This window comes from Acetilactobacillus jinshanensis (assembly GCF_004359375.1).
Classification (GTDB): Bacteria; Bacillota; Bacilli; order Lactobacillales; family Lactobacillaceae; genus Acetilactobacillus; species Acetilactobacillus jinshanensis.
The window spans coordinates 1,314,382-1,338,894 of sequence record NZ_CP034726.1; the positions used below are offsets into that span (position 1 = coordinate 1,314,382).

Below are 24,513 nucleotides of genomic sequence, written 5' to 3' on the forward strand. Positions count from 1 at the left end.
TCTACTCATTTAATCGACTCTTTCCGTCAAATTGCTGGCCATTTTGCATTATTACGTGATGGTCTAAAAGTCCGTTATCCGTTCGATGCCATTCAACTTTTTTCACATGGTATAGAAATGGCATGTAACCGCCATGATGAGTGGTTAAAATCAAGTCATGATCTTGGAGCTCAACATAATAATTTTTACGGCCTTTCTTTAAATTCAATTCTCCATCACCATATGACGTTACCTTATAATCTTCAATCGCATCTAAATACACATAAAATTGAGTCATCACATTGTGATAACGACTATGTCTAACGTCAGAAAACGTCGAGCCGACGATTAAAATGACGAATGCCGTTATCATCAACGAAAGCATCGTTTCAACCAACGTAAAACCATTTCGATTATTTTTGGTTTGACTTCGATAAAGTTTGTTCATAAATTCTTCGTTTCTGCATTAACTGATGGTCACTAACCACGATTTGATGTTTCATAACTTGATTAACTTGATAATATAGGCCTAAACCTAAACTAAGGATAAACAAGCCACATAATGAATCAGCTAACGTTACACCTTTACGTTCTTTCATAATGAAAAGTATACTTCCCCCAGCCGAGTTGAAAATTTTGATCCAATACCGCATGCTTATCGACTAACCATCTAACCGGATATGGTGCTATATAACCATTATTTTTAATTTCAATCCGTTTATTAGTTAGTAATGTCAGATTTTCTGGTGGGCGCAAGATCACCTTTTTATTTCGATACTTCATGATTACTAAACCATGCCGATGAAACGTAACCGCTACGCTTGAATTATTATTAATGGCCGCATCTTCAGCTAACTCAAATTGATTTTGAAATTTTTCCCAGAAGAAAAAATCCTTAAAATGATCCAAATTAACGTGCTGATTCATGTATAAACTCAAGCTCAAGATCATTGCTGAAATAACCAGGACAATCGTGGTTTCAATTAAGGTAAAACCATTTCTATATCTCATCATTATTAAGACTGACTAGAATTCTGATCTGACTTATTAATGGGTTTGCCATCCTTAGTTACTACCGGTGCTTTACTGTTATCAATATCAATTTTTTCAGCACTAGCTTTTTTAACCTGATCATTGGATAGGTAACCACTAGTTTGGAGCTTGGATAAACTAACGCCACGACCAGGCTCGTCATTTTCAGGATGATCATCTAAATAGTCATCCAGTTGAGATTGAACTACTGATGTCATCGCGTTTTTATGAACGGCATTCGCGTTCTCTCGAGACTTCGTCATGTTTGGAATAATGATCAACACTAATAACGAGATAATGAAAAGGACAATCGTCATTTCAATTAAGGTAAAGCCCTTCCGTTTTCGGTAATTCTTTTTCATTTTAATTAATCCCTCGAATCGAACTATACATCGGCAATAACATACTCAAATACGTCCCAACAATTAACAAACCGATAATTAAAAACATGATTGGTTGTAACATTGAAATTAAACGTGTTGACTGCTTGACCATTGATTTAAATTCCAATTTTGAATAAGCATTTAGCTTTTGGGCTAAAACGTTGGTCGTATCACCGTTATCAATCAGCATCATCATTTGTTTCGGTAAAAAATGATATTTAGATTTTAAGCACCGCAAATTATTACCTTGATTAATGACCTGTTTAACATCTTGACTAAATTTTAAAATCAACGGATTAGATTTAAAATTCATCATAAATTTAACGATCTGTTGTAAATCCATCCCGCATTTCATCATTAACGCTAAATTACTCGATAAGTAATAGGCGCAATACGCTTGATATATTTTTCCAATAACCGGAATTTTTAACTCATGATTAATCCGCCAAATTTGATTCTGATTTCGCCAATATTTCCAAAATCCATAAATAACAATCGCAATCGGCAACAAACTAATTAATAGCCATAGACCGTAATGATGTTCAGTTTGTCCAGAACTTAAATTCTGAAATTGAGGCGTTACCAGCAAATGAATCGTGATAACAATTCCCACCAGAAGAATTAGCAGAAAAATCGGGTACACCATGAGTTCTGTTAATTTATTCTTCTGCTGTTGCTTTATTTTTAGAAATTTACTAACGCTACCCAACGTTTTAACCAAATCACCATGATATTCAGCAATTTTGATCTGGCAGTACGTTCTAAAATTCACCAACGTTTTAATGCCATCGGCAAAACTATTACCATTTGATAAAGATCTTTTAATTACAGTGATTGCATCCTCTAATTCAGGATGAACTGTGGAACAAAAGCTAAAGGCTTCTTTTAACGTGAAGCCATTTTTTAAAAAATCATGGATTGAAGTAAATAAAGTAATTTGATTATTAGTTGATAGCTTACCCGAATTTAAATTGTCGAGAAACTTTTGAACTAATTTGTTGTCCTTTAACCAAGTCATGTAATTGTTGCCTCCATTTCAAAATCGAGTCATCTTGGATCGGCTTTTGCCATAATTGATCATTAGTGACGATGTTAAATAACGCCCCAATTTGATCACCACGAGTTGGTAAAAGTCTTTGATACACAATTGAATTAATGCATTGCTGTAAATAATGGCGATCGACCTTAAGCTGTGATAACCGGTCAATGGCACCTTCTGGAGATTGCGCATGGACGGTACTTAATACTAAATGACCACTTAAAGCCGCTTGAACCGCAGCACTTGCGGTATCTGCATCCCGAATTTCACCGATAATAAAAATATCGGGACGGTGTCTTAAACCAACTTTTAATAATCGTTGGTAATTCATTCCGGCTTTTAAATTAATTTGCAACTGTAGAAAACCACTCTTAATAATCTCAACCGGATCCTCAATTGTCATGACCATTTTTTGATGACCTAAATCTTCCGCCAACTGATAAATCGAAGTTGTTTTACCAGATCCCGTTGGACCCACAAATAGCATTAAGCCACGTCGTTGTGCTAATGACCTTAATCTAGTAAATTGCTCTGGAATCAAGAAATTTAAACGTTGATTAGATAAACTTTTAATTATCCTGATTACCATTGATTCATGATTATAAAAATCACCAACCGTTGAGAACCTTAGAAAATATTGTTTATTAAATACTGCTGATCCCAACTGAGGCCGCCGATGCTCACTGATGTTCATTCCGCCGTGAAATTTACAGTAATTAATACATTGCTGACCCTGATCTAACGAAAGTCGATGCTGAATAATTAGCTTATTCACCATCCTTAATTTCACGACATAACCTTTCGAATTAGGCAAAAAATATACGTCAGAAACCTGATGCTCAACGCTAAATTGCCATAAATTCGTTAATAATTTTTCAATCTTAATTTCATCACCCTCCAACAATCTATAATTACGAAAAATTACCTTAAAATAATCAAAAAATGTAAAAAAAAATCACGATAAGTTTTAAACTTATCGTGATTAAAATAATTTTAAAATTAAATTTTAGTTTTATTTGACGTTATCAGGTAATTTAGCGGCTTCATAAATATCCTGAACATCATCATTACTGTCCAATTCATCAATCAAGCCTTTGTACTGATCAACCTTATCATCAGGTACCGTTGTAACGGTCTTTGGAACCATCTTAACTTCAGCAGTATCTAAATCGTATTTCTTCTGTAAGGTATCTTTAGCTTTCTTCAAAGCATTCGGTGCTGTGGTGATAACAAAACGATCTTTATAAGTCTTCATGTCATCAGCACCAGCGTCTAAAGCATCCATTAATACGGAATCTTCACTAGCGTCGAGTCCCTTACGGTTAATAACAATTAAGCCTTTACGATCGAACAGGTATGATACTGATCCACTGGTACCCAATGAACCACCATGGTGCTTAAATGCGGAACGAATTGCGGCAGCCGTTCGGTTCTTATTATCAGTTAAGACTAAAATCATAATAGCGGTACCACCAGGTCCGTACCCTTCGTACGTAATCTGTTCGAAATGAAGGCCACCTGCACCAGTAGCTTTATCAATCGCACGTTTAATATTACGCTTTGGCATGTTTTGAGCATGTGCCTTACTAATTACTAAACGAAGATCTGGGTTGTTGGCTGGATCAGGGTCACCTGCTTTAGCAGCTTGATATAAGTTACGAGATAATTTCTGGAAAATTTTGCCACGCTTTTTATCTTGAGCGCCTTTACGACCTTGTATGTTATGCCATTTAGAATGTCCTGACATTATCGCATACTCCTCTCATTTCGAATCTTGTTAAACGGCTATAATTATAGCAATCTTCATAATTTTAATCAAGAAAGCACTTTAAAATGAAGACTAATAAATATTTAACGAATTACTTAGTTGAATTCCGCTTAATTAAGCCATACGGAAGTAATACATCCTGATTAGTGATTTTATCTTTATTCATAATCTTGGTTAGTAATCGCATTGCAACCGCACCAATATCGTATAATGGTTGAGTAATTGATGTCATGGTTGGACGAGTCATCTTGGTTAATTTAGTATCATCACTAGTCGCGATTTCAAATTGATCAGGAATTCGAATCCCGCTATCGGTTAGGCCGTTCATTACACCGGCAGCTAACTCATCATTACTCACCATCGCAGCAGAAACGTTTAATTTGATCAAACGTTGACTCAATTTATAACCACTGTGATAGGAACGATCTGTAGAGAACACTAATTTAGGATCATACGGTAACTGATATTTTTTTAACGCATCCTGATACCCAAGTAATCGATGCTTAGAATTAATGGCTTGGTCTAATGATCCCGTAACGAACGCGATGTGCTTGTTGCCACGTTCAATTAGATGACTCACTTCATCTTTAGTCGCTTGACGGTAGTCAATGTTTACACTGGGTTCGGTCTTTTTGGAATCAATGGATCCAGCTAAAACAATGGGTGTTTTAGCTTCACGGAATTTCTTTCTCAAAGCATCCGTGATTTCATTACCCATGAAGATAATGCCGTCAACTTGTTTAGTAAGTAACGTGTTCAAGACATGAATTTCTTTTTTACTATTATCATCTGAATTAGCTAGAATAATATTGTACTTATACATAGCCGCAATATCATCAATTCCTAAAGCTAATTCAGAGAAATACGTATCGGCAACATTGGGCGTTATAACCCCAACCGTAGTGGTACGCTTACTAGCTAGTCCACGAGCAACCGCGTTTGGATGATAGTTCAGATCCTTAATAACCTTTAGAACTTTTTTTCTAGTAAGAGGTTTAACGTTTGAATTGCCATTCACGACTCGTGATACCGTAGCCATGGATACTTGCGCCTGATGCGCAACATCGTAGATGGTGACTTTTTGTTTTTCCATATTATTAGTCTTCCTCTTAATAAAAATAGCGCTTTCACAAGCCATAATATAACAGATACTGCCATTTTTAGCAAGCTAACTGACGTAAAATAAAAGAGCCCTAAATTATAGGACCCACTCTGAACAATAATTTTTTATAATTTAATATTTTCTAACGGTACCATCTGGATAACAAACTACGGTTGCGTATTTAGGAACTTGATTAAAATTCTTAGTGGCGTCAACCACGATATCGTCAGAGTCGGAACTTTGGCTTAATTCTGAACGAAGGTGATCCGCTGCGGTATGAAACTGGGTACTACCTTTTGGGTCACTATCATCATGATTAAATGGATTGTTAAAATGATTCTTTAATTGAACGGCATGTCGATGGGCATAGTTCAATGCTGATTTGGCATGGGAAGTAGCGCCTTTAGTACCCTTATGTAAATGATCCGTTGCGTTATCCATCGCATCACTTGCGTAAAAAGCATAATCGACAGCTTTATCCTTTAAATCAGAGGCTTTTCGATTTACATCGTTAATTAACTTCTGTCGCTTAACAGGATCCAAACGCTTAAAGGCAACTACAGCTGCGGCACCACCTAAAAGTAGACCCACTAGAAAGCCCATTTTTTTACTCATAACAAATCACTCCATTATTTATGCTTACGTAAACTAAAAATACTAAATAAAAGTGCACCAAGTTTATAAAAACGTGAACGTCTCAATTTTCTACGCTTTTTAAAATGTTTACCCATATCGCTAACCGTTTGATTAACGTTAGAAACACTTTTACCAAGATCAGCGCTTGCTTTAAAAACCGGACGGACTATGTTCATGTCATGATTAACTTCATTAATTAACTGACGTGACTCAGTTAATACCCCTTCAGATTTTTTAGAAATTGCGTTAATGTCTTTAGTTACATCATTTAAACTATGATTAACTCTATCTAATGTTGACACTAATTTTGTTAAAAAAATGCCAATAAAAATAACCAGAACGAGCAGCGCAAATGCCGCTAATAATCCAGCAACTTGACCAGCTGTCATGGAATGCTTCCTTTCGAACTTCAACTAAACTAAGAATAGCATTTTAAAAATATTTTGACAATAAAGTCAAAACATATTTCACTAGGTAACGAACCTTGATATAATTTCATCGGGTAAGGAGCGCTGATTAGAAATGTTTACGAATCTACTCACACAAGCTCAAGTCGTTAATAATTCTTTTTTGAAACGATACATTAAAACATTTAACTGGGATCAAATTTTAAGTAACCTGTCTAAAAAGATTGTTATGATCATTTTCATAACGATCTTATTCTGGGTCTTTAAACGGGTCGGTTTATTTTTCATTAATCGATTATTTAGGAAGCATCAACAAAAGACTTCCGAAGAATTTTCGTTAAGACGAATATCAACTTTACACACCCTATCGATCAATACACTAAACTACGGACTCGTTATCTTTTGGATATATTCCGTTTTATCAATGATCGGCATCCCAATTGGAACGTTAGTTACCGGCGCCGGGATTTTTAGTCTAGCCATTGGCTTAGGCGCTCAGGGCTTTGTATCCGATATCGTTAGCGGCTTTTTTATTTTATTTGAACATCAGCTAAACGTCGGTGATTACGTCAAGATTGGTGACATTGAAGGAACCGTCAGAGCAATCGGCCTCCGAACTACCCAAATTAATTCAGTCGACGGAACGTTAAATTATATTCCGAACCGTAACATTACCGTCATCTCAAACTTCTCTCGTAATAACATGATTGCAATTATTCAAATTAAGATCAATCCAGACACGCCAATTAAAAAATCACTCAACGTTATTGAAAAAGTTAATCAGCTTCATGCGGCTAATAACTCAGACATCATTGGTAAACCAGATGTCAGAGGAACGGTTACTTTGCCTGATGGTTCAGTTGCCATTCAAATCTACATCACAACTAAAAACGGTGCTCAGTGGGCAATCCAGCGTCAATACTTGGGCTATTATTTAGAAGCTCTAACCAAGAATGGAATTAAATTACCTAAATCACCATTAGTTATGCCAAATACATCAAATAATTAATCTTGCCACCATTCATCAAAATGCTTCATCATCTTACGTGCAGCGATCCCCCGATGACTGATGGCGTCTTTTTGATTAGTCGTCATTTCAGCTAACGTTTGGTGCTTACTCGGAACGTAAAATAACGGATCGTAGCCGAAGCCGTTGTACCCTCGGGGTGTCTTAAGAATTTCACCGTTTAATTTACCATCAACGATTAACTTCTTCCCATTTGGCTTTAATAACACCAAGCAAGTCACAAACGTTGCGCTTCGATCCTGATGACCTGCTAAACGTTTCAATAACTTTTTCTTATTAGCGGCATCATCATGATCACCGGCATAACGAGCCGAATAAATCCCTGGTTCATTATTAATGCTATGAACTTCAAGTCCCGAGTCATCAGCTAGAGATGGGATGTGAAGCCAGTTAACGACGGCTTTTGCCTTAATCATGGCGTTTTCAGCAAAACTGTGACCCGTTTCCTTGATCTTCGGTGGATTATCAAAATCATTTAACGTTTTTACGTTAATGCCCTTGGCCTTGAACATCTTTCGGTATTCACGAGCTTTACCCTGATTTTTAGTAGCAATTACAATTGTTTTCATTTTAAGATCGCGTTTCTATCTCTATATACAATAAAAGGCCATAACTCGAATGTTATGGCCTTTATTTATTTCAATTTTTAACCAACGTATTTACCTAAGACCTTTTTTAATTGGCCTTTACTATGATAACCAACAACGCTATCAACGACTCTACCGTCTTTTTTGATAATCAATGTTGGAATGCTCATGATTCCAAATTTCTGGGGAGTCTCAGGATTTTTATCGACATCCATTTTAGTGAACTTTACTTTATCACCCAATTCATTGGATAATTGTTCAACTACGGGTGACTGCATCCTACACGGGCCACACCACGTTGCCCAGAAATCAGTTAAAGTAACCCCTTTAGCTGTATCTTGATCAAATGTTCTGTCTGTAGTTTCAGAAACCATGATAATGCCTCCCTTGTTCTTATTTCATTAATTCATGTTCATTTTACAAATCATTAAGAATTAGATATAGATACAGTCTAAATCATTTATTTAAACTTAACAATTGTTGAGCCGTTTCCACCGGCATTCGGCGGTGAATATTGAAAACTTTTAACACGCTTGTTTCGCTTAAGGTAAGAAATGACACCCTTTCGCAAGGCACCAGTTCCCTTACCATGAATAATGGTGACTTGAGCATAATCGGAAAGCAACGCTGAATCAATATATTTGTCTAGCTTTTCCATGGCTGCATCATAACGCATTCCACGTAAATCCAACGTTGGTGGAACAACGCTGGAAGATGCTCGTTTAACCATCGTGTAGGAATGCTTCGGTTTGGTTGGCTTAATCTTCTTAAGATCACCATCACTGATGGCCATCTTAAGGATTCCAATCTGAACTTCCCACTGGTGTTTACTATTCAAATGGGTGATTAAGACACCACGTTGCCCATAAGGTTTAACGTAAACGTCGTCACCAGGATGTAATGCCTTAGCTTCCTTAGCTTTGGTTAAGACGTGATTATGCTTTAAATGAACGTTCTGCTGGAGGGAATTTAACTTCCCTTTATCGTTCATCAATTCATTTTCCTTAACTGGAGCGTTACCAACGGCTTTCTCTTTTCGGTGAAGATCATCAATAATATGGTTCGCACGTTTCTTGATTTCGTTGACCATTCGATTAGCCCGCTCTTTAGCCTGTAAATTTAGGCTGTGCTGATGTTTTTTATAGTCATCAAAGGCACTAGCTAATTCATGATGAAGCTTAGTAGCAGCCCATAATTCGTGGCGTAAATGTTTAGCGTCGTAACGGGCGTAATGAGTCTGTTTGGTCAATTGCGTAATCATATTATTGATATTCTGACTCTTGTTACTGGTCAGTGATTTAGCTTCATCAATAATACTTTGATCTAATCCTAGCCGCTTTGCGATGTTCAAGCCATTACTTTGTCCGGGAACACCCAAGATCAAATGGTACGTCGGCTTAAGCGTCTTAAAATTAAATTCCATTGACGCATTAATGGTGCCTGGATGATCATACCCATAGGTCTTTAATTCAGGATAATGGGTCGTGGCAACCACCATACTATTGATTTTGCCGATTGCATCTAAAATTGAAATTGCCAAAGCAGCACCTTCGTTTGGATCCGTTCCGGAACCAACTTCATCCAGCAGAACTAAACTGTGCGGCGTAATATGGTGCATAATATCAACGATGTTATCCATATGCGATGAGAACGTACTTAAATTTTGCTCAATCGATTGATCATCACCGATATCGGCAAAGATATCATCAAAGACACCAATCTGACTACCTTCGTCTGCCGGAATGAACATCCCGGACTGACCCATTAACTGCAGTAAACCCAATGTCTTAATCGTGATGGTCTTACCACCGGTATTCGGACCAGTAATGACGATGGCTCGGTATTTTTCACCAATCTTAATGTCGTTCGGAACGACTTTATGCAGATCAATCAACGGGTGTCGAGCCTGCTTCAGATTAACCCAGTTCTTTTTGGACACCGTCGGCTTAGTGGATCTCGATACGTAGGCATAATGAGCCATGGCGTTGATCAAATCCAAATGGCCTAAGACTTTGGTATTTCGAATAATATCCTTTTGGTACGGACGCAGAGTTTTAGATAAATTAACCAAAATCCGGTGTTCTTCGTTTCGTTCTTCTAATTTCGTTCGACGGTAATAGTTATCTAAACTGATCATCTTAGCCGGTTCAACAAATAACGTTTCACCAGAAGCACTCTGATCATGAACGATCCCGCCAAAATGATTTTTAGCGGAAGCCTTGATTGGAATTACATAACTACCATCACGAACCGTTAATTCAGAACCGTTTAAGTATTTAGCGTTTTTGCCGTTTAGATATCGATCCATTTGAGACCTGATTTTTGAATCAATATCCGTTAAACGCTTTCGCAGTCCATACAGTTCATGGGAAGCACCGTCCAAGATGTTTCCGTCTTCATCGATCGATCTTCGCAATAGTTTCGATACGGCCGGAATATCAGAGAACGCTTCAATGATTTGATATAACCGTTCAAAATGAACGCCATTATTTCGCAAATGTTCAAAGAAACGGATTAAGGCACTGGTCGATACTAAAATCTTACCGACCTTAGCCAATTCTGGCCCGTTAAGCGATGCGTTAATATTCAGCCGTTTCAAATAAATGGTAACGTCAGATAATCGCGGAACTGGAATCCCATCCTTAATTCGATAAAGGTGGAAACCATCATCCGTCTCGTTTAACCGCTTTTGAATTAGAAACGGACTGTTACTGGGGCCAAGACGACGTAAGGCATCTTCTCCCATCGTAGTAGTTAAAAAGCGATGGATCTTATCCTTAATTTTCGAATATTCAAGAGTTTTTAGAATTTTACGATTCATACGTATCCTCCAAAATCATCTTAATTACTTATTAATTAAATGATCAGTCATTCCAGGTGTTTGATTAACAATCTTCATGGCGACCGGTGAATTAATGTATTCATTATGAATCCACTGATTAGGCAGTGCTAAGCCAATGTCTAATAAAATCAACACGATTACGTAGCCGACGATTGCACCGGCAACGGCACCACCAATCGCGTTTAACTGATGAATGATCGGTAAATTAGTAATCCGGTTAATCACTCGGCCGATGGCTTTAAGAATTAAAACTGAAGCCACTAAAATAATTAAGAAACTAATTCCGTTAATCAACATCGGATTAAAGCCCAGGAACTGATTAATGAACGAACCCAACGGATGTGTAAACTGAACAGCAATTATCCAGCCCACGATATAACTGATAATCCTGATGAATTCATACGCTAAGCCGTCACGATAACCAGTCCAGAGGTTAATGATGATTAAAAATAAAATAATTAAAGAAAGGATCATTATTAATCATTCTTTCTCATTCGATCTAACTGATCTTGCAATTTCAACTGATTAGAGATCGCGTTATACGCCAACAAAATTGAGGCGTCCTGATCACTAATCCGTGGCGATAATCTTTTGATCTGACCTAATTGCTTCTGTAACAACTGAGCTGTAGCCTTCATATTTCTTAATGAGCTTTGGCCAACAAAAGTATATACGTGACCATCTAAAGTCACTTTAAGTCGTTCTTGCTTCGAGTTACTCATTAAAAGTCCCTTCTAAACCTAGTGCCATTTTATCATATCTCAACTTTAACGAAAGTAAACAAAAGACCCTCATTCTTTTCTAATGTTTTTAACGAATGAGAGACTAGCTATAATTTAATATTTATTATTATTCATTTGGATTAATGAACGTATTTAAAACGGACTCGACCATGTCCCATTCCTTTTGGGTCTCGATTGGCATTAAGTCACCAGACTGGGGATTAGCCGGATCTTCATCAGGCGGTAACGCAAATGCCCTAACGCCAACCTGCTGATTTTCAGGTCGACCGTCAGGATAAATCAAAATGTATGATTTATGAAAATCAGTCGATTTAAAAGTCAATAGGACGTTATAAACAACTGTATTTCCGTCTTTATCGGTTAATGAAATCTGTTGATTACTATTTAAACTTTCCATGATTACAACTCACTTCTTTGAATCTAGTTTAGTCAACGGACCTTTACGATCTAAATAGGTTTGTAAAATTAACTCAGCAGCAACCGTATCGATAACTTTACGACGCTTCCGTCGGGAAACATCAGCACCTTCGATCATCATCCGTTCACCTTGAACGGTGGTTAATCGTTCATCCTGATAGTCAACCGGTAAGTGAAACCGTTTCTTAAGCATGTCACCATACTTTTTACAGGCGTCAACTCTGGGTCCAGCAGTACCATTCATATTTAAAGGCAGTCCCAAGACAAAGCCCTGGACATGAAATTTTTTAATCATTTCCTGAACTTCATCTAGTCCAAAGATTTCCTTATTTTCATCCATATGAATGGTTCTGACACCTTGAGCTGTCCAACCAAATGGATCACTTACGGCAACGCCGACAGTTCTAGCACCGTAATCCAGCCCCATTAATATCTTCATACGATAGAACCTTTATTTAGCGTTATCTGATAACCACTGTTTAGCGGCCTTCATGGCGTCTGGTAAACCAGCAGGATTCTTACCTCCGGCTTGAGCCATGTTAGGACGGCCACCACCGCCACCTTGGATCTTCTTGGCAACGGACTTGATCATGTCACCAGCCTTTAAACCGTTCTTAGCATGAGCGTTATCCACGGCAACGATCAAGTTAGCCTTACCTTTACTCTTGGTACCAAGTACTAAGACGTTGGATAACTTCTTGTTACGCCATTCATCAGCTAACTGACGTAATTCATTCATGCCAGAAACGTTCAAGACACCGGTAATTAGCTTCAAACCATTAACGGTCTGAACGTTGTCAAAGACATGGGATGCCTGAGCATTAGCAACTTTAGATTCTAATGAACGCTGACTATCCTTTAACTGTTTAATGGTAGCTTCCATTTCACTGATCTTGCTAGGGACATCTTCAACACGGTTGGCCTTTAACTGATGAGCAGTCTTGTTCAAAACAGCTTCTTCATGATTCAATAAATCAAAGGCATCGGAAGAAGTTACGGCAACGATTCGACGAACACCGGCACCAACACCAGATTCAGAAACGATCTTGAATAAGCCTAATTCACTGGTGTTCTTAACATGAGTACCACCACAGAATTCAATGGAATAGTCACCAATGTTAACGACACGAACTTTCTTACCATACTTTGAGTTAAAGATGGCAACGGCACCTAATTCACGACCGGTCTTTGGATCAGTAACGACGGTCTTAACTGGTAAAGCAGCAAAGATCTTCTGGTTGATAATGTCTTCAACCTTCTTAAGATCTTTCTGGGTAACTTCACCAAAGTGGGTAAAGTCAAAGCGTAAGTAATGCGGATCAACTAATGAACCAGCTTGGTGAGTATGACCACCTAAAACATTTCGTAAGGTCTGATCTAATAAATGAGTAGCGGTATGATTCTGTGAAGTCTTTTCATGGCGAATTGGATCAACCGATAAGTCATAAGTAGCGCCAACTTTTAACGGCTTAAAGATCTGAACGGTGTGTAAATGCTGACCATTTGGTGCTGACTGAACATCAACAACTTTAGCGGCATCGTCACCCTGGGCATCTTTGATCCATCCTTGGTCGGCAACTTGGCCACCCATTTCGGCATAGAACGGTGTTTCTGAAAACATAACTGCAGCAGTGCCACCATCAGCTTTTTGAACTAACTTATCATTTTGAACGATGTGAGTAATCTTAGCACCGTTAACGTGAAGCTGATGATAACCAACGTACTTACTAGGTGTCTTAACGTCAACTAATAAGTCATTTTGAATCCCCATAGCTTGCTTGTTACCACGAGCTTTACGGGCACGTTCCTGCTGAGCTTTCATGCCGACTTTGAAGCCTTTCTTATCAACATCTAACTTCTGTTCATGAGCATATTCAGCAGTCAACTGAAGCGGGAAACCATAAGTATCATAAAGCTTAAAGGCAACGTCACCAGGGATAATCTTCTTGTGACTCTTCTTAACGTCGGCTAAGACTGACTTTAGTAATTTCAAGCCATCAGCTAAGGTAGCATCAAAACTAACTTCTTCAGAGTGAATAACCTTTTCTAAGTATTTACGATTCTTGTATACTTCTGGATACGGGTGCTGCATGATCTTACCAACAACTGGTACCAATTTATATAAGAATGGATGATCAATACCTAAACGACGACCCATGACGGTAGCACGACGGATTAAACGACGAATTACGTAGCCACGGCCAACGTTTGATGGTAAAGCACCATCGTTAATGGCAAATGTAACGGCACGAATATGATCAGCAATAACTTTAAAAGCAATTGTATCACGGTTAGTCATGGATGGTACGTATTTACGGTTATCACTTAACTTTTCGGTTGCGTGAATAATTGGTAAGAACAAGTCCGTTTCAAAGTTAGTTGGAGCATTCTGGAATACTGAAACGACACGTTCTAAGCCCATTCCAGTATCAATGTTCTTACGTGGTAACGGTTTATATGAGCCATCAGGTTCATGGTTAAACTGAGACAGAACGATGTCCCAAACTTCTAACCAACGGTTGTTTTCACCACCAGGATAATCTTCAGGATCACCAGGCTTTAAGTTATCGAACTTCGGGCCACGATCATAGAAGATTTCGGTATCAGGACCACAAGGACCTTCACCAACATCCCAGAAATTACTCTTCATGTTAACGATATGATCTTTCGGAATTCCGCCTTTGATCCAATCACGCTTAGTATCGTGATCTTTTGGATAGGCAGTAACGTATAAGCGATTTGGATCCCAGCCAAAGTAATTTGGATTCATTAATAGATCACATGCCCAGGCAATGGCTTGGTCACGGAAATAGTCACCAACGGAAAAGTTACCTAACATTTCGAACATCGTCTGATGACGACGGGTACGGCCAACATTTTCGATATCATTAGTTCGTAAACTCTTCTGAGAACTAGTGATTCGGCGGTTCTTTGGAACAACTTCACCATCGAAGTAACGCTTCATCGTGGCAACACCAGAATTAATCCATAGTAATGACGGATCATTCTTAGGTACTAATGAAGCACTATGCTTAATCGTATGGTGATGTTTGTCGTGGAAGAAGTCCAAGAACATATCCCGGACTTGTTCACTACTCAATTTTTTCATGAAATAGACCCCCTAAAACGATAGACAAAAAGCACCGTTACTAGTAAAGACGCTCTAACGCGGTACCACTCTACTTGCAACGATGCTGATCGTATACCTCTTTATAAAAATTTAATATCTAAATTTAATTTGGAAGAGCACTCCGAATTATTTTCATCGCCCTATCTCATCTAATTTGCAGACGTTTCTGTTAAGAAAATAATGCAGAGCATATTTCCAAATCGATCTCTTGATCACATAAATTATTATAACCTATTTGATGTCATCGTCAAAATAGATCTGGTAAATAGAATTACTTTTTACCACTATACTTACGGCGATTGTAAGTCTTAGTGTTGAATTCGTCATTCATTCGGAGCGCAACCTTGATCTTATGTTTATAAGCAGGTTTAACGTGCTTGGACTTCTTACTAATCATTCCACGCATGGCAGCACTCAAATGTTTATTGCCGTGACGACGGTGTTCACGACGATGCTTATGAGGTGCATCAACAATTTGGCCGTTCTTTAATTCTTTCGGAACGAACTTAATGCCCATCTTTTCAACACCTTTGACCAAATTACTTTCGTCAGGTGAGTATAAGGTGATTGCTAAGCCATGCATCCCGTTACGACCGGTTCGGCCAACTCGATGAATGAAGTAACGGAAATCAGATGGAATCTGATCGTTGATCACCATCGAGACACCATCAATATCAATTCCACGGGCTGCTAAATCAGTAGCAACCACGAATTGATACTTCAAGTGACGAACCTGCTTCATAACTCGCTTTCGACGACGGGGCTGTAAGCCACCTTCGATCATGGCAACTGATAAGCCTTTTGAACGAAGGAACTTAGTTAACTGAATTACTCGTTCACGGGTATTAGCGAAGATCAAAACCAAGAACGGCTGGCCAATCGTCAATAATTGATAAATAATTTCAGCTCGGTCACGGCCCTTGGTCGACATTAACCAGTTATCAATGTTTGGATTAATCACTGATTTAACGGGGACCTTTTCAACGGCGGGATGGTTCATGTACTTCTTTAAGAACGGTGCTAATCGCTGCGGAATGGTTGCGGAAAAGACCATCATTTGAAGTTTCTTGCCAAAATGACTGGCAATTTGATCAATTACGTTTAAGAAGCCCATGTCTAACGTCATATCTGCTTCATCAATTACTAATCGGTCAGCAGTATGGATATCTAGAACTTGACGATTAATCAAGTCTAAGATTCGACCGGGTGTTCCGATGACAATCTGGGGTTGGTGATGATGTAACTTTTCGATTTGACGAGCTTCATCAGTACCACCGATGTAATCGGCAATGTGAATCGTTTTTGGACAGTACTTAGCTAACTGCTTAGCGTTGTTGTATAACTGATAAGCTAATTCTCGACTTGGGGTCGTGATGACAGCTTGGACCTTATCTTGATCAAGTTTCAATTGATTAAAAATCGGTAATAAATAAGCGTGAGTTTTACCACTACCAGTTGCGGATTGGCCAACCACACTTTTACCCTGCTGAATAACAGGAATTACCTTATCTTGAATTTCGGTGGGTGTCTTAAAATGTAACGCATTAATTGCCTTTAACAGGTAAGACTTTAATCCAAATTTTTTAAAGTCGTTTTTCATACCATGTCTCCTTTATAATTTTTAGCGATTTGATCTAATTCCTTAATGGCGGCTTTAACTTTATCAATGCCATCAGCCATGGCACCACTAGCTAACGCGTGGCCACCGCCACCGAAGTGTTTAGCTAAGCCGTTAATGACCGGGCCGTTGGATCTGATCCGAAGTCGATAGGTCTTATCGGCTTGCTGAACAAATATGATCCAACATTTAATGCCCTGAATATTACCCGGTAACGGAACAACTGCTGAAGTGTTTTCATCGGTTAATTTCAAATCAGATAAAACGTGATTATCGATTACGATGTATGCGGCGCCACTTGGTAAGATGTGTAGATTAGTATACAAGTAAGCACAGAGATGTGCCATGGGTAGATCAATTTCTTCTTCTTTTTTATTAACTTTACTGATCGAAAAATCTAATTTCGATAATTGAGAAGCAACGTAGAACGTATGTGGACTTGTAGATGGGTACTTAAAACGACCGGTGTCACCAACGATGCCCGCATAAATTAAACGGCCTGATTCAGCATCCATGTGGAGCTTATTTGATGCAGCACATAAATCGTAAATCATTTCTGAAGCACTCGACGCCTGATCGTTAATCCACTGAAGGTCCCCGTACGTATCGTCATTAGGGTGATGATCAATTTTGATCAACATGTCACCCTGATTATATCGAGAACCATCAATTCGTGGTTGGTTAGCTGTATCGGTAACAATTACTAAAGCACCATGATATGTCGATGGCTTGATTGTGTCTTCCTGACCCAACCAATTAAAGCCTTGGTACTGTTTTCCAATACAATAGACGTGCTTTTCAGGATAAGCCGTTTTAATCATTTTAGCCAAGCCCATTTGTGAACCAATGGCATCCGGATCAGGACGCTTATGACGTTGAATAATAATCGTTGAGTATTTACGAATTGCGTTTAAAATTTCTTGCTGAACGGCCATGTTTTCTTCCTTCATCTATAAATCCACTTAGCAAACTGTAAGATCTTAAATTAAAAGGCCTGATTTATAAACAGGCCTTTTTAAAAATAATGTAATTACTTATTACTCTTAGATTTATCTTCAGCAGCAGGCTTTTTATCATCTGAAACTGAAGCCGTGCTAGACTGCTTAGCGTTATTTAAATGATTTTCAACTGATGCAATGGCTCTTAAATCAAAGATTAGACGAATTCCGTCACAATCTAATGATACGACACCACTCTTTCGGTCAATTTCAGCAATCGTACCGTGCATACGACCAATCGTAACGACACGATCACCTTTCTTTAAGTTCTTTAAAAGATCAGCATGTTTACGTTGACGCTTCTTTTGAGGACGAATCATTAAGAAGTACATCAATGCAAACAAAATGATGACCATTATAATTCCAGTTGTTCCACTTTGCATTATTTAATCACACTCTCTTTTTAACTCAACATTAACAGAAACTTGGAAACTAGTCCAATTTAGACTTTATTCCTAAATGCTGATAAGCCTTTTTGGTGACTTCTCGACCCCTTGGGGTTCGCTTCAAAAAGCCCTTCTGTAATAAATAAGGCTCATACATTTCAGAAATCGTATCTGTCTCTTCCCCGATATTAGCAGCAATCGTATTTAAGCCGACCGGACCACCATTATAATATTTAATCATGGTCTTCAATAGCTTAATATCAGTTCGATCAAGGCCCTCTTCATCAATCCCCAGGAGCTTTAACGTGTAATTAACGACTGGGACGTCAATTGCTGAATGATGAGAAACCTGCGCGAAATCACGGACTCGCCTTAATAATCGGTTGGCAATTCTCGGTGTCCCTCTTGAACGACGGGCAATCTCAACGGCACCTTCATCCTTAATACTGCTATGAAAAATATTAGCTGATCGTTTAACGATCGTCGTCAAATCATCAACGTTGTAGTAACGCATGTGTTCAACGATTCCAAAACGATCACGCAAGGGTGCCGATAAAAGACCTGCTCGAGTCGTCGCACCAATCAAGGTGAACGGTGGCAACGGGAAATGAACTGGGTGGGCTGTCGGGCCCTGACCAACTACAATGTCAACGTAGAAGTCTTCCATTGCTGAATACAGCATTTCTTCCACGACTTTAGGTAACCGGTGAATTTCATCAATAAATAAAATGTCACCAGGTTTTAGTTCGTTTAAAAGTGCTACTAAGTCACCGGGCTTTTCAATGGCCGGGCCACTAGTCGTTTTAATGTCAACTTGCATCTCATGAGCGATCACCATTGCTAAGGTCGTTTTCCCTAAACCTGGTGGCCCGTATAACAAGACGTGGTCTAGAGATTCATGACGTTGCTTGGCGGCTTTAATGTATACACGTAATTCATGTTTTAATTTTGTTTGCCCAATATATTGATCTAGAAACTGCGGACGAAGTGTCTGTTCTTCGTCAGCTTCTGCTTGATTTTCTTTTTGACCAGAAACTAAACGTTTTTTTGTCAAAACGTTAGCCTCCCTTCATTTAATTAAGATAATCGATTTAATAATTTTAGACCTGCACTGATATATTGATTGGTCGTTAATTTAGAATTCTTAGCTAACGGGCCTTCAACACTCTTAACATCCCGATTACTGTAACCTAAAGCCTGCAATGCTTCCAAAGCTTCTTGAAGATGCGGCGTTACTTTAGGGTTAACAACAGGTTGACTATTGCTAGCACCAGATACCAATAAATCATCCAACTTACCCTGTAGGTCCAAGATAATCTGTTTAGCGGTCTTCTTGCCAACCCCGGGAAATTTAGTTAGATACGTTACGTTTTCTTCGTTAATGGCATTCAATAGGGCTTGCTGATCATTACCCGAAAGAATGGCAATCGCATTTTTAGGCCCAATCCCGGAAACGTTAATTAACCGTTCAAAAATAGATTTGTCAATCTGGGATTTAAAGCCGTATAAAACATCAGCAACGTCACTGACGGCCTGATGAATATAAACTTTAATCTTATGGTCACTATCAATTTTAAATAAACTAGCGTTCGGGACGTAAACCTTATAGCCAATCCCGTTAACTTCTAGCACTATATAAGTCTTTTTAATGTCGGTTACATAACCGATAAAATATTCAAACATTAACTCGCGCTTTCGTTACTTTTTCCACTGATATTGCTTCCAGAGTCCGGAATGATGCGGATCCTGCACCCGTTTAAACATCTTTTGCATATCATAATTCGAGAAATGAACTAACGTCGGTCGACCGTGCGGACAGTTAAACGGATCTTCAGCTTGGCTAAGGTGATTAAGTAAACTGATGGCCTGATCCCGGTTCAAATAATGATTAGCCTTGATTGCCCGTTTACAGCTCATCATGATTGCGGTCTTAGCTCGAAACTTCGCAATTGAAATTTTACCATTTTTAAGGACCCAATCAATCATTTCCTCAATTGTTGATCGTTCCTGTCCAGGTCGGAACCAGGTGGGGTGCTGATGAACGATGAAGCTGTCCGCACCAAACGGTTCTAATTTAATCCCAACGCTCTGCAAGACGTCAAGATGCTGCTTAATTTTTAACACGTCAGAATTAGAATAGCTCAAAACGATTGGAACTAACAAATCCTGTTCATCATTTGAAACTTGACCAATCTTTTGCCGGAAATATTCATAGTTAACCCGTTCCTGAGCGGCATGCTGATCAACAATGTATAAGCCATCACTGGCTTCGCACAGTAAATATGAACCGTGCATCTGGCCAATGTACCTCAATTTCGGAAATCGCTCTGCGGATTTAGTTTGAAGCAAACTTGGTGATTCGGAACGATGCACGTAGTTTACGTTCATACTCTTAGGCGTTTCCTTGCCAAAGGGCTTCCCAATAGGATCCTTACGATATTTACTGATAAGTGAACGAACCCGTTCTGATTTTAAATCAGCCTTGCTCTTAATAATAATGGGCTTAACCGACGTGTCATTAGCAACATTATGATTGATTTCATTATTACCCGGCTGCTTATGATAATGAACCGAAGCTTGATTAACATCCAAATTAATTTGGTGAACATCGTAGTGTGGTTGCTCCGGTTGAACCGAATATTCACGGTGCATAACGTTCGGAATTAAATTCTGGTGAGACAGTCGGTTCATAATCATCGTCGTTATTAAATGACATAACGATGGTTCTTTGCTAACCCTAACGGTCGTCTTTGACGGGTGAACATTTGGATCCACTAAAATCGGGTCCATTTGAATGTTGATCACCGCGATTGGATAACGACGAACCATTAGTTTCGATCCGTAACCTTTAATAACGGCGTCAGCAATCGCTCGATTTTTGATATAACGACCATTTAAAATGATTGTAATGTAATTACGGCTGGCTCGAGTTAATTCAGGTAAACTGACGTAACCCCAGAGTTTAAAGTCATTGTTATGCGCTTTAACAGCTAACATCTTTTTAACCTTGTTAATCCCGTAAATGCTACCGATGACCTGCTGGAGGTTGCCACGACCGGCAGTCCTTAACATCTCATGATGATTATGAATTAACGAAAAAGCAATCTTTGGATGACCAAGTGCTAGCCTGTCAATCACATCGGTAATTCGAGATAGTTCCGTTGCCGGTGATTTCATGTACTTCAACCGAGCTGGCGTATTAAAGAACAGATCATTAACGGTAATAATCGTTCCACGTCGTGCTTCTGCCGGCTGAATCCCGATTAATTTACCACCGTTAATTCGAATCTCAGTTCCTTCGCCACCGGTCGAAGTCTTCAGATCAACATCCGCAACTGAAGCGATACTGGGTAAGGCTTCACCTCGAAAACCTAACGTATCGACCTGAAATAAATCACGTCGATTATGAATTTTACTGGTGGCGTGTCGCATAAACGCAGTTTTAACATCGTCAGGTTCAATCCCGATGCCATCATCAGTTACTTTAATCTGATCTAATCCGGAACCCTTAACGGCAACGTCAATATCACGGCTATGCGCATCAATTGAATTTTCAACTAATTCCTTTACGACGGATGACGGTCGTTCAACAACTTCACCAGCAGAAATTTGATTCGATAACGTTGGTGACAATTTATGGATTTTAGCCATGATATTTTACACCTCTTAAAAGTTATTTCTTAATCTGGTGCTGCCATTTATAGACGTTATTCATCAATGCCATCGGGGTCTCTGACATCAGATCAGTGTTCTTAAGTTCACGAATCACTTTATAATCTCGTGAATTTAAACCTGAACTCTTGGAATTCGATGATGATTTAGTCGGAAATAGTGCTAACTGTTGGTCACGTCTTCGACTGAGATCAGCCGTTCGTTCTTCTAACATCTTACGTAATTTTTGGTTAGATTTACGATATTGACTATCTTTTTGCGTCACAATCGAATTAACGGCTTGAGAATTCTTCTTATATTTATTATGAGCTACCGCATCTTTAGCTTCTAATGAACTTAAGATGTGGCTGGCCCTTGTAAGTACTGGCTTTGGTAGCCCCGCTAATTTGGCAACGTGAATCCCGTAGGATTTGTCAGCGGGTCCGTCTTCGACCTTATGCAAGAACACTAGATTGCCGTTCTTTTCCGTAGCACCAACATGAACATTCTTTAAATGCGGTAACGTTTTAGATAACTCAGTTAAGCCATGGTAATGCGTTGACAATAACGTTTTGGCATGAATATGGTTGTGGACATATTCAATAATCGCTTGTGCTAACGACATCCCGTCGTAAGTAGCGGTTCCACGACCGAGTTCATCAAATAAAATCAAGCTATGCGGGGTTGCGTATTGTAAGGCTTCGTTAGATTCCTGCATCTCAACCATGAAAGTACTCTGTCCGGCAATTAAATTATCAGCGGCACCAATTCGAGTAAAGATTTGGTCAAAAATTGGGATGACTGCTGATTTAGCTGGGATAAAGCACCCCATCTGCGCCATGATCACCGTTAAAGCTAATTGACGCATATAGGTACTTTTACCAGACATATTGGGCCCGGTAATCAATAATATCTGAGTATCTTTATTCATGACTACGTCATTCGGCACGTAAGATTGATGGCCCATAACTTTTTCAACGACCGGATGCCGTCCATCAATAATTCGCATGTCAGATCCGTTCGTTAACTTGGGCTTAATCCACCGATATTTCTCACTGATAGTGGCAAAGGCCTGGAGAACGTCTAACGATGCCACGGCATCTGCTAACGACTGGAGACGCTTGATATTTTGTTTAATGGCATTCCTAACTTTAACAAAGATCTGGTACTCCAACGTCTTTGATTTTTCCTGGGCTTCTAAGATTAAAGCTTCATGTTTCTTTAACTCAGGTGTCGAAAAGCGTTCAGCGTTTCGTAACGTTTGTTTACGCTGGTAACGATCTTCCGGAACTTTATTTAGATTAACCTTAGTGACTTGAATGTAGTATCCAAAGACATGGTTAAAACCAACTTTAAGATTATGGATTCCAGTGATCTTACGTTCCTTAGCCTGAAGATTAGCCATCCACTGACGACCGTTGTTCATAGCGTCACGATAGCTATCAAGCCGTTTATTATAATGATCCTTAATCACACCGCCGTCAGTAATTGAAATCGGTGGTTCATCCATAATAGCTCGTTGAATTAAATCATGAACGTTAGTTACTGGATCCATCTTTTTATAAATGTCACCCAGTCGTTTTGGATCTAATTGACCCAGAATATACCTAATCTTTGGAATCTGGGCTAACGACGTCTTCAGCTGAATTAAGTCACGGCCGTTGACACTGCCGAACGATACTTTTCCAGCAAGTCGCTCAAGGTCGTAAACTTTGATCAATAAGTTCTGAATTTGATTTCGTTCGTAATAATGATCCAGGAGTTCCTGAACCGCATTCTGACGTTTCTCAATGTGCGATTTGTTAATTAACGGCCGGTTTAGCCAACGCTTTAATTTACGACCACCCATCGCCGTTTTCGTGGCGTCTAGAATCCACAAAAGTGTTCCAGTCTTTTTACCGGTCCGGATGTTCTTTAGTAATTCTAAGTTATATTTAGTATTGTGATCCATTTTAAGATATTGGGTCGGTTCATATGGCACAGCAACCTTTAAGTGGGATAAATCACGTTTTTGGGTAACGTGAATATAGGTTAGTAACCGAGCCGTGATGTTTCTTTCAAGTGGGCTCTTTAAATTCTGAATCAGATAACTAGTTTCCGCTTCGGTCCTAATCGTTTTCTGGTGTGAAATTAAGATCCCAATCTTATGAAATTTATTCAATAGATCCTGGTTAAGCGGACCGTTAACAACGACTTCTTTGGTCTGTAAACTCATGACCTCATTTAAGACGCTTTGATTACCCTTCAGGACACTGGTCTTTAATTCACCGGTTGATAATTCAGCATAGGCAAAGCCGTAGACGTCACGTTTAGGATCATATTCCAAAGCCGTTAAGTAATTGTTATTCTTAGCGTTTTCCACACCGGATTCAGTATACGTTCCGGGGGTAACCAACTGCACAACGGCTCGCTTGACCATGCCCTTAGCTAGACGTGGATCTTCCATCTGATCGCAGATCGCGACTTTGTAACCCTTGTCAACTAAGATATTGACATAGTCCTGAACAGCACGGTGTGGCATTCCACACATTGGAATCGGATGTTTAGAACTATGATTACGCGCGGTTAACGTCAATTCTAAAATTCTGGCACCCTTGATTGCATCTTCATTAAACAATTCAAAGAAATCACCGATTCGATAGAATAAAAAGGCATCGGGATACTGGTCCTTGATCTTTTGATATTGACGCATCATAGGTGTCTTCGTTGTGGATTTAGACATCGATCGCTCACAGTCCTTTCATGAACATTTTTAAATAAATTCTAAC

At 39.0% G+C, this 24,513-nt stretch carries 26 protein-coding genes; 1 reads left to right on the plus strand and 25 read right to left on the minus strand.

From position 1 onward, the window contains the following. Window position 1: 1 nt before the first annotated feature. The 10 genes from ELX58_RS06310 to ELX58_RS06355 form a co-directional block, all read right to left on the minus strand. Window positions 2–427: a prepilin-type N-terminal cleavage/methylation domain-containing protein gene (locus ELX58_RS06310; RefSeq protein ID WP_133442277.1), complete on the minus strand. Its 426-nt coding sequence runs from the start codon at window positions 425–427 to the stop codon at window positions 2–4. Then, window positions 393–578 carry a hypothetical protein gene (locus ELX58_RS06315; protein WP_133442278.1) on the minus strand — a complete coding sequence of 62 codons (186 nt, stop codon included), beginning with the start codon at window positions 576–578 and terminating at the stop codon, window positions 393–395. The genes ELX58_RS06310 and ELX58_RS06315 overlap by 35 nt, the downstream gene beginning before the upstream one ends. After that, window positions 565–993, minus strand: a complete 429-nt coding sequence (locus ELX58_RS06320) for a prepilin-type N-terminal cleavage/methylation domain-containing protein (protein ID WP_133442279.1) — start codon at window positions 991–993, stop codon at window positions 565–567. The genes ELX58_RS06315 and ELX58_RS06320 overlap by 14 nt, the downstream gene beginning before the upstream one ends. A 2-nt stretch (window positions 994–995) precedes the next feature. Beyond that, window positions 996–1,373: a competence type IV pilus major pilin ComGC gene (gene comGC, locus ELX58_RS06325; RefSeq protein WP_133442280.1), complete on the minus strand. Its 378-nt coding sequence runs from the start codon at window positions 1,371–1,373 to the stop codon at window positions 996–998. A 1-nt stretch (window position 1,374) separates the two neighbouring features. Further along, complete coding sequence (locus ELX58_RS06330; RefSeq protein ID WP_133442281.1) at window positions 1,375–2,412, minus strand: type II secretion system F family protein; 1,038 nt, start codon at window positions 2,410–2,412, stop codon at window positions 1,375–1,377. Beyond that, a complete protein-coding gene (gene comGA, locus ELX58_RS06335; RefSeq protein ID WP_335878560.1) occupies window positions 2,351–3,337 on the minus strand; it encodes a competence type IV pilus ATPase ComGA in 987 nt (328 codons plus the stop codon). The genes ELX58_RS06330 and comGA overlap by 62 nt, the downstream gene beginning before the upstream one ends. 108 nt (window positions 3,338–3,445) lie before the next feature. After that, window positions 3,446–4,180, minus strand: a complete 735-nt coding sequence (locus ELX58_RS06340) for a YebC/PmpR family DNA-binding transcriptional regulator (RefSeq protein ID WP_133442283.1) — start codon at window positions 4,178–4,180, stop codon at window positions 3,446–3,448. Between the two features lie 112 nt (window positions 4,181–4,292). Further along, a complete protein-coding gene (ccpA, locus tag ELX58_RS06345; protein ID WP_133442284.1) occupies window positions 4,293–5,294 on the minus strand; it encodes a catabolite control protein A in 1,002 nt (333 codons plus the stop codon). 141 nt (window positions 5,295–5,435) lie between these two features. After that, window positions 5,436–5,918 (minus strand): hypothetical protein, encoded by a 483-nt coding sequence (locus tag ELX58_RS06350; protein WP_133442285.1) that lies wholly within the window; start codon window positions 5,916–5,918, stop codon window positions 5,436–5,438. Window positions 5,919–5,932: 14 nt separating this feature from the next. Continuing rightward, entirely contained in the window at window positions 5,933–6,328 is a 396-nt protein-coding gene (locus ELX58_RS06355; RefSeq protein WP_133442286.1) for a DUF948 domain-containing protein, read from the minus strand. 133 nt (window positions 6,329–6,461) lie between these two features. On the opposite strand from ELX58_RS06355, the gene ELX58_RS06360 reads away from it, so the two are divergent. Continuing rightward, window positions 6,462–7,355: a mechanosensitive ion channel family protein gene (locus ELX58_RS06360; protein WP_133442287.1), complete on the plus strand. Its 894-nt coding sequence runs from the start codon at window positions 6,462–6,464 to the stop codon at window positions 7,353–7,355. Here ELX58_RS06360 and ELX58_RS06365 read toward each other — a convergent pair. The 15 genes from ELX58_RS06365 to mutS form a co-directional block, all read right to left on the minus strand. Then, entirely contained in the window at window positions 7,352–7,942 is a 591-nt protein-coding gene (locus tag ELX58_RS06365; protein ID WP_133442288.1) for an XTP/dITP diphosphatase, read from the minus strand. The two genes, ELX58_RS06360 and ELX58_RS06365, sit on opposite strands and share 4 nt — an antisense overlap. Before the next feature lie 77 nt (window positions 7,943–8,019). Then, the gene (gene trxA / locus ELX58_RS06370; protein ID WP_133442289.1) at window positions 8,020–8,334 is read right to left on the minus strand and encodes a thioredoxin; all 315 of its coding nucleotides are present in this window, start codon (window positions 8,332–8,334) and stop codon (window positions 8,020–8,022) included. 86 nt (window positions 8,335–8,420) lie between these two features. Continuing rightward, window positions 8,421–10,781, minus strand: coding sequence for an endonuclease MutS2 (locus tag ELX58_RS06375; RefSeq protein WP_133442290.1), 2,361 nt, complete (start codon window positions 10,779–10,781; stop codon window positions 8,421–8,423). Between the two features lie 24 nt (window positions 10,782–10,805). After that, entirely contained in the window at window positions 10,806–11,276 is a 471-nt protein-coding gene (locus ELX58_RS06380; protein ID WP_133442291.1) for a CvpA family protein, read from the minus strand. A 2-nt stretch (window positions 11,277–11,278) separates the two neighbouring features. Continuing rightward, the gene (gene zapA, locus ELX58_RS06385; RefSeq protein ID WP_133442292.1) at window positions 11,279–11,524 is read right to left on the minus strand and encodes a cell division protein ZapA; all 246 of its coding nucleotides are present in this window, start codon (window positions 11,522–11,524) and stop codon (window positions 11,279–11,281) included. Window positions 11,525–11,651: 127 nt separating this feature from the next. Continuing rightward, window positions 11,652–11,942 (minus strand): DUF1292 domain-containing protein, encoded by a 291-nt coding sequence (locus ELX58_RS06390; RefSeq protein WP_133442293.1) that lies wholly within the window; start codon window positions 11,940–11,942, stop codon window positions 11,652–11,654. Between the two features lie 9 nt (window positions 11,943–11,951). Further along, a complete protein-coding gene (ruvX, locus tag ELX58_RS06395) occupies window positions 11,952–12,401 on the minus strand; it encodes a Holliday junction resolvase RuvX (protein ID WP_133442294.1) in 450 nt (149 codons plus the stop codon). A gap of 12 nt (window positions 12,402–12,413) precedes the next feature. Then, complete coding sequence (alaS, locus tag ELX58_RS06400) at window positions 12,414–15,071, minus strand: alanine--tRNA ligase (RefSeq protein ID WP_133442295.1); 2,658 nt, start codon at window positions 15,069–15,071, stop codon at window positions 12,414–12,416. A 292-nt stretch (window positions 15,072–15,363) separates the two neighbouring features. Beyond that, complete coding sequence (locus ELX58_RS06405) at window positions 15,364–16,692, minus strand: DEAD/DEAH box helicase (RefSeq protein ID WP_133442296.1); 1,329 nt, start codon at window positions 16,690–16,692, stop codon at window positions 15,364–15,366. After that, on the minus strand, window positions 16,689–17,645 hold the full coding sequence (locus tag ELX58_RS06410; RefSeq protein WP_133442588.1) for a DHH family phosphoesterase: 957 nt from the start codon (window positions 17,643–17,645) through the stop codon (window positions 16,689–16,691). Before ELX58_RS06410 ends, ELX58_RS06405 begins: the two co-directional genes overlap by 4 nt. 95 nt (window positions 17,646–17,740) lie before the next feature. After that, window positions 17,741–18,091 (minus strand): preprotein translocase subunit YajC, encoded by a 351-nt coding sequence (yajC, locus tag ELX58_RS06415; RefSeq protein WP_217423162.1) that lies wholly within the window; start codon window positions 18,089–18,091, stop codon window positions 17,741–17,743. A gap of 49 nt (window positions 18,092–18,140) precedes the next feature. After that, window positions 18,141–19,148 carry a Holliday junction branch migration DNA helicase RuvB gene (gene ruvB, locus ELX58_RS06420; protein ID WP_133442297.1) on the minus strand — a complete coding sequence of 336 codons (1,008 nt, stop codon included), beginning with the start codon at window positions 19,146–19,148 and terminating at the stop codon, window positions 18,141–18,143. 23 nt (window positions 19,149–19,171) lie between these two features. Beyond that, window positions 19,172–19,777, minus strand: a complete 606-nt coding sequence (ruvA, locus tag ELX58_RS06425) for a Holliday junction branch migration protein RuvA (RefSeq protein ID WP_133442298.1) — start codon at window positions 19,775–19,777, stop codon at window positions 19,172–19,174. 15 nt (window positions 19,778–19,792) lie between these two features. Beyond that, window positions 19,793–21,745: a DNA mismatch repair endonuclease MutL gene (gene mutL, locus ELX58_RS06430; protein ID WP_133442299.1), complete on the minus strand. Its 1,953-nt coding sequence runs from the start codon at window positions 21,743–21,745 to the stop codon at window positions 19,793–19,795. A 22-nt stretch (window positions 21,746–21,767) separates the two neighbouring features. Further along, complete coding sequence (gene mutS, locus ELX58_RS06435; protein ID WP_236747665.1) at window positions 21,768–24,467, minus strand: DNA mismatch repair protein MutS; 2,700 nt, start codon at window positions 24,465–24,467, stop codon at window positions 21,768–21,770. Between the last annotated feature and the right edge of the window lie 46 nt (window positions 24,468–24,513).